Annotated in this window: 9 protein-coding genes; all 9 read left to right on the forward strand. The window is 38.4% G+C overall.

Features of this window, described 5'->3' with window-relative positions:
- The first annotated feature begins 27 nt into the window (after positions 1–27).
- The 9 genes from cdaA (at position 28) to glmS (ending at position 11,607) form a co-directional block, all read left to right on the forward strand.
- Positions 28–915 carry a diadenylate cyclase CdaA gene (gene cdaA / locus H3T55_RS08940; protein WP_087641130.1) on the forward strand — a complete coding sequence of 296 codons (888 nt, stop codon included), beginning with the start codon at positions 28–30 and terminating at the stop codon, positions 913–915.
- The gene (locus tag H3T55_RS08945; RefSeq protein ID WP_225534206.1) at positions 912–2,057 is read left to right on the forward strand and encodes a YbbR-like domain-containing protein; all 1,146 of its coding nucleotides are present in this window, start codon (positions 912–914) and stop codon (positions 2,055–2,057) included. The genes cdaA and H3T55_RS08945 overlap by 4 nt, the downstream gene beginning before the upstream one ends.
- A 68-nt stretch (positions 2,058–2,125) precedes the next feature.
- A complete protein-coding gene (gene glmM / locus H3T55_RS08950) occupies positions 2,126–3,481 on the forward strand; it encodes a phosphoglucosamine mutase (protein WP_225534207.1) in 1,356 nt (451 codons plus the stop codon).
- Positions 3,482–3,714: 233 nt separating this feature from the next.
- Positions 3,715–4,572, forward strand: coding sequence for an S-adenosyl-l-methionine hydroxide adenosyltransferase family protein (locus tag H3T55_RS08955; RefSeq protein ID WP_225534208.1), 858 nt, complete (start codon positions 3,715–3,717; stop codon positions 4,570–4,572).
- Between the two features lie 11 nt (positions 4,573–4,583).
- On the forward strand, positions 4,584–5,135 hold the full coding sequence (locus tag H3T55_RS08960) for an ECF-type riboflavin transporter substrate-binding protein (RefSeq protein WP_087641134.1): 552 nt from the start codon (positions 4,584–4,586) through the stop codon (positions 5,133–5,135).
- A 97-nt stretch (positions 5,136–5,232) separates the two neighbouring features.
- Positions 5,233–6,942 carry an ABC transporter ATP-binding protein gene (locus tag H3T55_RS08965; protein ID WP_225534209.1) on the forward strand — a complete coding sequence of 570 codons (1,710 nt, stop codon included), beginning with the start codon at positions 5,233–5,235 and terminating at the stop codon, positions 6,940–6,942.
- A complete protein-coding gene (locus H3T55_RS08970; protein WP_225534210.1) occupies positions 6,939–7,769 on the forward strand; it encodes an energy-coupling factor transporter transmembrane component T family protein in 831 nt (276 codons plus the stop codon). The genes H3T55_RS08965 and H3T55_RS08970 overlap by 4 nt, the downstream gene beginning before the upstream one ends.
- 51 nt (positions 7,770–7,820) lie before the next feature.
- Positions 7,821–9,353 carry a glycoside hydrolase family 55 protein gene (locus tag H3T55_RS08975; RefSeq protein ID WP_225550151.1) on the forward strand — a complete coding sequence of 511 codons (1,533 nt, stop codon included), beginning with the start codon at positions 7,821–7,823 and terminating at the stop codon, positions 9,351–9,353.
- A 442-nt stretch (positions 9,354–9,795) separates the two neighbouring features.
- Positions 9,796–11,607 carry a glutamine--fructose-6-phosphate transaminase (isomerizing) gene (glmS, locus tag H3T55_RS08980; RefSeq protein ID WP_225534212.1) on the forward strand — a complete coding sequence of 604 codons (1,812 nt, stop codon included), beginning with the start codon at positions 9,796–9,798 and terminating at the stop codon, positions 11,605–11,607.
- Positions 11,608–11,745: the final 138 nt, after the last annotated feature.

The following is an 11,745-nucleotide window of genomic DNA, read 5'->3' on the forward strand; positions in this document are numbered from 1 at the left end:
AATCTTCAGAGAGAAGTGAGGTTTATGATGTCTTTTCAACTTAGTCGATTAGTCGATTTAAATTATTGGCAGCAATTGATATCATCTGATTTCTTATCCCGTGATTATATTATCAATATTATTGATATCTTAGTTGTATGGTATCTTGTCTATAAGCTGATTATGCTCGTTCGAGGAACCAAAGCTGTTCAGCTGCTTAAAGGAGTCGCTGTCTTTATAGTCATTCGGATACTAAGTGAGATCATTGGACTACATACATTATCATGGTTGATGAATCAAGTAATCATGTATGGTGTGATTGCTGCTGTCGTTATTTTTCAACCAGAAGTCCGGCGTGGGCTGGAGCATTTAGGTCGAAGTTCTTTTTTTAGAGCAACAAAATCTGAGCAGCAAGAAGACGAGAAGATGATCTTGGCTTTTGACAAAGCAATCCAGTATATGTCAAAACGGAAAATCGGTGCGCTGATCACCGTCGAGCGAAATACAGGATTAGACGAATATATCGAAACAGGGATCGATCTAGATGCAGATATCTCAGGAGAATTGCTGATCAACATTTTTATTCCTAATACACCGTTACATGATGGTGCGGTGATTGTAAAGCAGGGCAAAATTGCTGTTGCAAGTGCCTACTTGCCGTTGTCAGAAAGTAATTTGATCCCTAAGGAATTTGGGACACGTCACAGAGCGGCCGTCGGAATCAGCGAAGTCAGCGATGCGGTAACGATCATCGTGTCAGAAGAAACAGGCGATGTTAGCTTGACGTTGAACAATGATCTGATTCCGCGTTTGACTCAGGAAGAATATCTTAAAATTCTTCGAGCAGAATTAGTACCAGAAGAAGGAAACAAAGATAAAAAGAATCTTTTGCAGCACTTTATCGATGGTGTAACGAAAGGGGCGAAAAAGAAATGAAACGACCCTCTCAAAGCAATTGGTTTTCTGCATTACTCGCATTATTATTTGCATTACTACTATTTTTCAATGCAAATGCGTCAAACAATTCCTCTGTTTTAGTCAATACGAATCAAGTATATGATGAAATGCTCTACAATATTCCCGTTCAGCTGGAATATGATCAAGACAAGTACTTTGTTTCGGGGTATGAAGAAACAGTCAATGTTCATTTAAGCAGTGCCAATAGAATCCAGTTAAACCGTGAATCAAATGAAGATACTCGGAATTTTCAAGTAGTTGCTGATTTGACCAAGACCTCACTCGGAACTTCTGAGATCCAGTTGAGAGTCAAAGGATTGAGCACAGCCGTCACTGCTGAGATCGAGCCTAAAACAATCACTGTGACTGTGGAGAAAAAAGTGACTCAATCATTTGATGTACAGGTACAGTTGCCTGAGTCCATCGAAGCAGAAGGGTATACTGTAGAAAAAACGACGATCAGTCCTAAAAAAGTCGATATTACGACAGGTGAAGAAACGGCAAAAGCAATCGAACGAGTGGTTGCTCCATTATCGAATGTGAAGCAATCTGTTGATACGATCAAACAAACGGTGAATGTTCAGGCTCTCGACAATAAAGGACAAGTATTGAGTATTGAAAATCCAGCGCCTCAGGTCAGAGTAGTGGTTGAATTGTCCTTGCCTTCAAAAGAGGTAGGCTTGTCAGTGGCTCCAACGGGATCACCGCCGTCTGGAGTAGCGAATTATACGTTTAGTCTTTCAAAGTTGAAAGCGGAGATCAGAGGATCTAATTCTGTTTTAGATTCGATCGATGCAATTGAAGTTCCTGTAGATATCAGCAATATAAGATCATCTACTAAGAAGAAAGTCAAGATACCTACAAGTTCAGAGTATATTGTTTCACCGGAGGAAGTAGAAGTAACAATCAATCCGATTTTTACAGACAGCAGTGTCAGCTATTCGGAAACGAATGGCACTCAAGGGTCAGCAGGAGGATATCAAAGTCAGCAAGTACCTGATTCTACGCCTTCAAGCGGATCTGTCAGTTCGTCTAGTTCTTCATCGTCATCCAGTGAGCCAGTCACAGAAACGACAACAAATGATGCACCAAAAGAAAATGATACTACTGAATCAACATGATAAAAGGATTTGTTTGGGCTTGTATCAAAAGAATAAACAGACCTTTATAGAGTAGAAGGAGAGTTAAGATGGGTAAATATTTTGGAACAGATGGTGTTCGAGGAATTGCAAATAAAGAATTGACACCAGAATTAGCGTTTAAATTGGGCCGCTTTGGCGGATATGTACTTAGTCAGCATGAAGATTCTACACGTCGTCCAAGAGTATTGGTTGGTCGCGATACACGTATTTCCGGACAATTATTGGAACAAGCGCTGATTGCTGGATTGTTGTCAGTAGGAATTGAAGTATTCCAATTAGGCGTCATCTCAACACCAGGTGTTGCTTATCTAACAAGACTGCAAAAAGCATCTGCTGGAGTCATGATTTCTGCTTCTCATAATCCTGCTGAGGATAATGGAATCAAATTCTTTGGTTCAGATGGCTTTAAGTTAGTCGATGATCAAGAGTTGGAAATCGAAGCATTACTTGATGCACAAGAAGATACATTGCCTCGACCTTCTGCAGAAGGTCTGGGTTCGTTAGATGAATTTCCAGAAGGCTTATTGAAATATTCACAATTTCTAGTTCAAACGATTCCGGGCGATTTATCAGGAATCACTGTTTGTATCGATGCTGCCAATGGAGCGACTGCAACTTCAGTTAACCGTTTATTTGCAGATTTAGAAACAGAGTTCTTTACTATGGGGACTAGTCCAAATGGCTTGAATATCAATGATGGTGTTGGCTCAACACATCCCGAAAAACTAGCAGAAATGGTTGTTGAAAAAAATGCGGATGCAGGTTTAGCATTTGATGGTGATGGTGACCGCATTATTGCAGTGGATGAGCTTGGGAACATCATTGATGGAGACAAGATCATGTTTATCTGTGCAAAATATTTGGCAGAAAAAAATCGTTTGAAAAAAGATACGATCGTAACCACTGTGATGAGTAATTTAGGTTTCCGTAAAGCCGTTGAGGCTGCCGGAATGAAAGATGTCATCACACAAGTTGGTGACCGCTATGTTGTAGAAGAAATGCGTAAAAACGACTATAATTTTGGCGGCGAACAATCAGGACATATGATCTTCTTAGATTACAATACAACAGGAGATGGAATGCTTTCTGGGATTCAATTATTGAACGTCATGAAACAAACAGGGAAAAAATTATCTGAACTAGCGGCAGAAGTGACTGTTTATCCACAAAAATTAGTAAATATCCGTGTGACAGATAAACATGGCGCGATGGATGTACCTGCAATCAAAGCAATCGTTGAACAGATGGAACAAGAAATGAATGGTGACGGACGTATTTTAGTTCGACCATCTGGAACTGAACCACTACTACGTGTGATGGCTGAAGCACCAACACAAGAAAAAGTAGATTATTATGTGGATCAGATTGCTGACGTTGTGAAAGCTGAAATCGGTGTAGAATAGTTAGATAGAAATAGTAAAAAAAGAGGCAAAGTGATAACAACTCAAGTTATTATTTTGTCTTTTTTTATGATTTAAAAGCGAATGATTATTTATATTTCAGGAAGATCGTTCGATAATTTCGTTGACAGATGTGGGATAAAAAGGTAGTATTATTTGAGAATTGATAGACTGATTAGATCTATTTTTTCAAGGCAACAGTTATTTGTGATTTTAGACATGAAAGGGGTAATGAGATGGGGAAATATTTAGTTTTACAAACAGATTTTGGTCTTGGTGATGGTGCAGTTAGTGCGATGTATGGTGTGGCACATATGGTCAGCGATGAAATCACCATTGAAGATTTGACCCACGAGATTCCCCCGTATGATATTTGGGCAGCTTCTTATCGGCTGTATCAAACAGTCAAATACTGGCCGAAAGGAACTGTTTTTGTTTCGGTGGTCGATCCAGGTGTCGGCAGTGCCCGCAGAAGTATCGTTGCGAAAACAAGTTCAGGACATTACATCATCACACCGGATAATGGCTCGTTAACACACATTTTACACTATCAAGGAATCGAAGAAATTCGTGCAATCGATGAAGTAACTAGTCGCTTACCACACTCAGAAGAAAGTCATACATTTCATGGTAGAGATATCTATGCGTATAATGGTGCGCGTCTCGCTAGTAGTGAGATCTCTTTTGAAGAATTAGGCAGTGTTGTTGATACAGCTTCGATCACTACGTTGCCATTGATTGAAGCAACACAAAATGAGCATATATTAGAAGGCAGTATCGATGTATTGGATATTCGTTTTGGGTCACTATGGACGAATATTCCTTTAGCATTTCTAAAGGAAGCAACAATCAGTCATGGAGATCAGCTGCAAGTGACGATCTATCATAAAAAGAAAAAAGTGTATCAAAATATTATGAAATTTGCAAAATCATTTGCAGATGTCAATATCGGGGAGCCTTTGGTGTATGTCAACTCATTGGTCAATATCGGAGTAGCTGTTAACCAAGATTCATTTTCGAAGTTATATCATATTGGAACTGGGACAGACTGGACGATCCAATTGAGAAAAGCACCAAAGATTATTTTTGAATAGGAGTGAACAAAATGAAAAAAGATTTTTCAGTAAAAACGATCGTAGCAATTGGTATCGGTTCAGCTGTTTTTGTTATTTTGGGACGTTTTGTAGTGATTCCAACAGGTTTTCCAAATACGAACCTTGAGACTGCCTATCCGTTTTTAGCATTGATTTCAGCTATTTTTGGACCAGTAGCAGGTGGTCTGATCGGATTGATCGGACACACATTGAAGGATTTCACAACTTACGGCAGTGCTTGGTGGAGCTGGATCGTTTGCTCAGGGATCATTGGTGTTATCTATGGTTTTGCAGGAAGAAAGATCGATCTACAGCATGGCGAATTCACGAAAAGAGACATTATTCATTTTAATATATATCAAGTAGTTGGAAATGCTGTAGTTTGGGGATTGATCGCTCCGACATTAGATGTTTTGATCTACAGTGAGCCTGCTAGTAAAGTTTATACACAAGGTGTTATTGCAGTAGTCCTAAATATCATTGCTGTTGGAATTATCGGTACATTGTTGATGGCAGCTTATGCTGCAACCCGAACAAAAAAAGGGAGTTTAACAAAAGATTAGTTATGTAGTAAAATAGAAATGAAGGACAAGAAAAAACGGCTATTTTAGCTAATCGTCTTTTCTTGTCTTTTTTACATAGAAAAAAGGAGCGGCATCCATGAAAAAACCACTGATTACATTTGATAACTTCAGCTTCCAGTATCATAGCCAAGCTGAACCTACATTACATACTATCGATTTAACAATTTATGAGGGAGAAAAAGTCTTGATCTTAGGGCCCAGCGGTAGCGGGAAATCGACATTTGCCCAGTGCATCAACGGCTTGATTCCATACAGCTATGAAGGAGAAATTACTGGAAGTGTGAAGATCAATGAGAAAGAATTGACTCAAACCAGTTTATTTGACTTATCATTTGATGTTGGAACTGTTCTTCAGGATACAGATGGTCAATTTATCGGGTTGACTGTGGGCGAAGATGTGGCTTTTGCACTAGAAAATGATGCAGTCTCGCAAGAAACGATGAAACAAGAAGTCAAGAAATGGACAGAAGTGGTTGAAATCAGTGATTTTTTACATCATCGACCACAGGATTTATCCGGCGGACAAAAGCAGCGGGTATCGATGGCAGGGGTTTTGATCAATGAAGCGCCGATCTTATTATTTGATGAGCCTTTGGCAAATCTTGATCCTAAAGCTGGAAAAGAGACGATTGCATTGATCGATGATCTTCATAAAAAAGTCAAGACCACGGTCGTTATCATTGAGCATCGATTAGAAGATGTCTTATATCGTTCAGTAGATCGTGTGATCGTTTTTGATGATGGACGGATCGTCGCTGATTTGCCGGCAGATGACCTCCTGAAAACGAATATCCTTATAGAAAAAGGAATTCGTGAGCCGCTGTATGTAACAGCAATGAAATATGCTGGTGTAGATCTGACCACTGTCGAACATTTATCAGATAACGAGAAGGTTCAAGCCCCACGGTTAAAGGAACAAATGGAAAATTGGATGAAAGAGCAATCACAGGAATCTGAACAAAAGAAAACGGAACCGCTGTTGACGTTAGAAAATATAACGTATCAATATCAAAAAAATGGCCGTTTAGTGCTAGACGATGTTTCGGTGACGATCAATAAAGGGGAAATGTTTAGTATCGTTGGGAAAAATGGTGCTGGGAAATCCACATTGAGTAAAGCTATTTGCGGTTTTATTACACCTCAAACTGGAAAGATGCATTGGCAGAATGAAGACTTTACGCAATTTTCGATCAAAGAACGGGCGGATAAAATTGGTTTTGTCATGCAAAATCCAAATCAGATGATTTCTAAAAAGATGGTTTTTGAAGAAGTTGCATTAGGCTTAGTATTAAAAGGGCTACCAGAAGCTGAAATCAATCAGCAGGTTGAAAAAGTTTTAAAAATCTGTGGACTATATTCATTTCGAAAATGGCCGATATCAGCACTTAGCTTTGGTCAGAAAAAACGAGTGACGATCGCATCGATTTTAGTTTTAGAACCAGAAATGATCATTTTAGATGAACCAACAGCAGGGCAAGATTTTAAGCATTATACAGAAATGATGAGCTTCTTGAAAAAGCTGAACCATATGGGCATGACTATCGCGATGATTACGCATGATATGCATCTGATGTTAGAATATACCGAACGTACATTGGTGTTGTCTGATGGAAAGATACTTGCAGATACGACCCCTATCAACGTATTGACAAATGTTCAATTAGTAGAGCAGGCTTCGTTGAAAGAGACGAGTTTATTTACCTTTGCTAAGCATCTAAAGTTAGTTGATCCATTTTTATTTACTAAAAATTTTATGACATATGATCAGGAGGTCCGTTTTACATGAATGAACATCAAATGCTAGGGTATATTCCTGATGATACAGTGGTTCATAAAATAAACGGTACGGCAAAATTGATTTTCTTGATTTTGTTGTCTGTAGCGTGCATGACAACCTATGATACGCGTTTTTTACTTGGGATGACGGTATTTTCACTTATTTTATTCAAATTTTCGCATATCAAATGGCATCAAATTTCCTTTGTCGTTAAGTTTATTTTCGTTTTTTCATTACTCAATATTATTGCGGTGTATCTATTTTCTCCAGAATATGGTGTTGAGCTTTATGGCTCGAAAACATTGATTTGGCAAGGATTTGGACGCTTTACGATCACGCAGGAGCAATTATTTTATGAGTTCAATTTAGTCTTAAAATATTTTTGTACGATTCCGCTTGTTCTGATTTTTCTTTTGACGACAAATCCGAGTGAATTTGCCTCTAGTTTAAATCGAATCGGAGTTAGTTATAAAATCAGTTACGCAGTTGCCTTAGCGATTCGCTACATTCCAGATATCCAGGAAGATTTTATCAATATTTCATTAACGCAGCAGGCGCGTGGTTTTGAGATGTCTAAAAAAGGCAAATTGAGCCAACGGTTGAAAGGGACAGCACAAATCGTTTTCCCTTTGATCTTATCCAGTTTAGATCGAATTGAAACCATTAGTACAGCGATGGAATTACGCCGCTTTGGTGAAAAGAAAAAAAGAACTTGGTATGCGCAACAACCGTTTCATTTCGCTGATATTGTTGTAATCGGGTTGGCGCTGATCCTGACAGCTTTAAGTTTTGCTTTATTTAAGGTTAATGGGGGAAGATTTTATAACCCTTTTTAATAAAATTGCTAATGGGAGAAAGGGCGTATTTTTTTGTCTAATAAGTTCAAAATGAAAGATTGGTTGTTCATTTGTTTTTTTGTTGGGAGCTTTGTTTTTTTTAGTAGTGTTTGTTTAAGCCGTCCAGTGTGGGCGCAGGAGAGTAGTTTAGAATTTGTTCAAGAAGAGAGTTTAGATGCTACAGACAGTGCTATTTTTGGTGAGGATGCATTGAGTGCGGATACTCCAGTAGATCAATCTGAAAAATTGATCAAGTGTTTAGAAGTGGCGACTGCAAAGAATCGCTGGCTGTATTTGCCTGAAGGTGAGTATATCATCAATAAAACGATTCCTTTGTACAGCAATGTCAGAATCAGTGGTGACCCTGCTGGTACAACAATCCTCAAAAATGAAACGAATACAGAAGTTGGATTTGAATGTCCGAAAAATCAGTACCCAAATCGACAAAATATAGCTATTACAAATTTATTTTTAGATGATATTTCTATTTATACTCAATTAGTAGACCAACTACGTATCGAAAATAATGTTTTTTATCATCCTTCAAGCAAATTTATGGTAAGCGTCAATAAAACTAATGGTGCTAAAATCAACAACAATATTTTTTTGAGAGATCAAAACCATATTGGAGCCGCAAGAGATTGGGGTCGGACAATCTATATAGGCGGTTACGCGACAGCTAGTCGCTATCAATGGACGGAAAATGTCGAGATCAATAATAATCTATTTGGAGTAAAGTTGAATGAGCTGGATGCAGTAAAAGAATTTAGTCCAAAATCAACGAATCAAACGATTCAACGATTACAAAGTGCCATTCTTAAAAAAGAAGTTGTTTTGGCTAATGAACAATATTTTATCGTTACCGGAATCAATTCATTTAATAATTTGAAGAAGACGGCGATCGAGAATAATTTATTTTACTCGTGCCACGATGACTATGGCTTAGATGTCATAGGACAAGACCACGCCATTTATTTAAGAGGAGCACAAGATATTTACTTCGCAAATAACCATTTGAGAGGCTGGCATAATGGTCCCGCTGGAGGAATCAAATTTAAGTCTGGTCGAAACATTACGATCGTCAATAATTATTTAAGAAATACAGGAATGATTTTTTACGCAACAGCAGAATATGGGTTAGGAGAAACTCTTTCTGATGGAAAGATCTCTGAGCTTTCTCATATTTTTGTAGCAAATAATATTTTTGACTGGAAAAAATGGGACGGTTATTACTCATATGGTGTAGAGTATCATAGTGAAAATGTAGCAGATCCGCTTATGCATGATTTGGTTTTCATCGATAATGCTTATATTCATTTTAATAATATCCCAGCTAATCGTCGAATCGGCTTCACAAAAGTTATGGGTGATGGTTTTCCAGCGGAAAGTACCTATATTCGAAACACACGAGATGACACTGAGGATCAAGTGTTAGGTGTTCAATACTGGACACCAGAAGATTATGAAAAGATGCCAACGGATTGGCGGGAAATGACGACAGCTGAGGCCTATGATTATTATTTAAGAAAACAATCTGTTCCGATACCGATCCAAGATATTTTGACCGTTGGGACCAGTGAATAAATCATAATTTTGTATATGATTGGTATACATAGATTCCTTTTTCGTAAAGGTTTTTGTGTATACCAATTTTCTTTTTATAATTAAAAGTTGACAGGGACATTAGTTTAGATATATTATTAATGCAGTTTCTATTGGAATATATTTAAGGAGGATAGTTAGACCAATATAGGAATAGCGCCAGGCCTGTTGTTTCAGGTGACGAGGAGAGAGCTTATCGAAATATTCGGCGGATAGCTCTAGGGGCTGCACTCTACAAGCTGGAAATAAAAAATAATTGCAAAATTATAACAAAGATTCAGCTAAGCAGAATAGAAACATATAATGATCGATCAAAAATAGTCTAATCATCACAGAAAATGAGACAAACAGGAACTCATTGATGTCCTATCGACTGTTTTTTGATCATGACCTAAGACAAATGAGAAAGTAGGAAATAGACATTATGTGTGGAATTGTAGGAATTGTCGGAAAAGAAAATGCAACGGATATTTTAGTTCAAGGACTAGAGAAGTTAGAATATAGAGGATATGATTCAGCTGGGATTTTTGTCACAGGAGTAAATGAGCAGGATCACCTAGTGAAATCACTTGGTCGAATCGCTGATCTTCGTGCTCAAATCGGTCAGGAAGTTCAAGGCACTGTTGGAATCGGTCATACGCGTTGGGCGACTCATGGTAAGCCGAGTGAGCGGAATGCTCATCCTCATACAGCTGGGGATCATCAATTTATTTTGGTGCATAATGGTGTGATCGAAAATTTTGAAGAAATCAAACAGGAATTTCTTCAAGGAGAACAACTAGCTGGTGAAACAGACACCGAAATCGTTGTCCATTTGATTGCCCATTTTTCGAAAGAAGCACCAAATACAAAAGAAGCGTTTAAAAAGGCATTGGCTGTTATTAAAGGCTCTTATGCTTTTGCGTTGATCAACAAAAATGACCCAGAGACGATTTATGTCGCAAAGAATAAAAGCCCGCTATTGATCGGTTTAGGAGAAGACTTCAACGTAATCTGCAGTGATGCTATGGCGATGCTTAGCCAAACCAATCGCTTTGTAGAAATCGCTGATGGCGAGTTAGTCACGGTCAAAGCAGATAAAATCGAGATCGAAGATGAAACAGGAATGATCGTTTATCGTGATTCTTATGAAGCTCAACTGGATTTAAGTGATATTGAAAAAGGAACCTATCCTTATTACATGCTAAAAGAAATCGATGATCAACCGGCTGTTATGCGCAGGATCATTCTGGAGTATACTGATCAAGTCGGCAGAACAACGATCGATCAAACGATCATTGAAAAAATCACGGAAAGCGACCGTGTCTATATCGTTGCTTGCGGGACTAGTTATCATGCTGGTTGGATCGGGAAAACGATCATTGAAAAGGTTGCGGGCATCCCAGTAGAAGTTCATTTGTCGAGCGAATTTAGTTATAATATGCCATTGCTTTCAGATAAGCCGTTCTTTATCTTTTTAAGTCAAAGTGGGGAAACAGCTGATAGTCGGCAAGTATTGGTTCAAATCAATGATTTAGGTTTTCCATCCTTAACACTCACAAATGTTCCAGGGTCTACGCTGTCTAGAGAGGCTATGTATACCTTATTGCTACACGCAGGTCCTGAGATCGCTGTTGCATCTACTAAAGCTTATACAGCTCAAATCGCAGTTTTAGCGGTACTAGCTAAAGCGATCGGCGATAAGAAAGCAAGTCCCGTTTCAAAAGCTTTTGATGTTGCGCATGAGCTAAGTGTGATTGCGTCGGTGATGGAAACGATCATCGATGATAAAATTACGATCAGCCAGTTAGTAGAAGACTATTTAGCTGTTACAAGAAATGCTTTTTATATTGGTCGCGGTACGGACTATTATGTTTCAATGGAAGCGGCACTAAAATTAAAAGAAATTTCTTATATTCAGGCAGAAGGCTTTGCTGCGGGTGAATTAAAGCATGGGACGATCGCATTGATCGAAGAAGGAACGCCTGTTTTTGGTGTGATTACAGACGAGAAAACAGCTGCTCATACGAGAGGGAATTTGAAAGAAGTCGAAAGCCGCGGAGCACACAATTTTGTGATCTCTTTAGCTTCGTTAGCTAAGGAGACAGATCAAGTGATTTTACCGGATGTCCATCCATTACTGACTTCTTTAGTCAGCATTGTTCCGACGCAATTGATTGCCTATTTTGCTACGTTACAAAGAGGATATGATGTTGATAAACCGCGTAATTTAGCAAAGAGCGTAACTGTGGAATAAGTGGTTTGAGACAAAAACGTTTAGCTCTGAAAAATAAGAAGAAACCAACTTTTGACCATCGCTTATTAAGAAGTAGAGGTTGAGACAGAAGTGTTTAATCCCGAAAAATAAGAAAGAATTCACGAAATTGTTGTCCAA

Origin of the sequence: Enterococcus sp. S22(2020), assembly GCF_020295385.1 — a bacterium.
Taxonomy (GTDB): domain Bacteria; phylum Bacillota; class Bacilli; order Lactobacillales; family Enterococcaceae; genus Enterococcus_L; species Enterococcus_L dunnyi.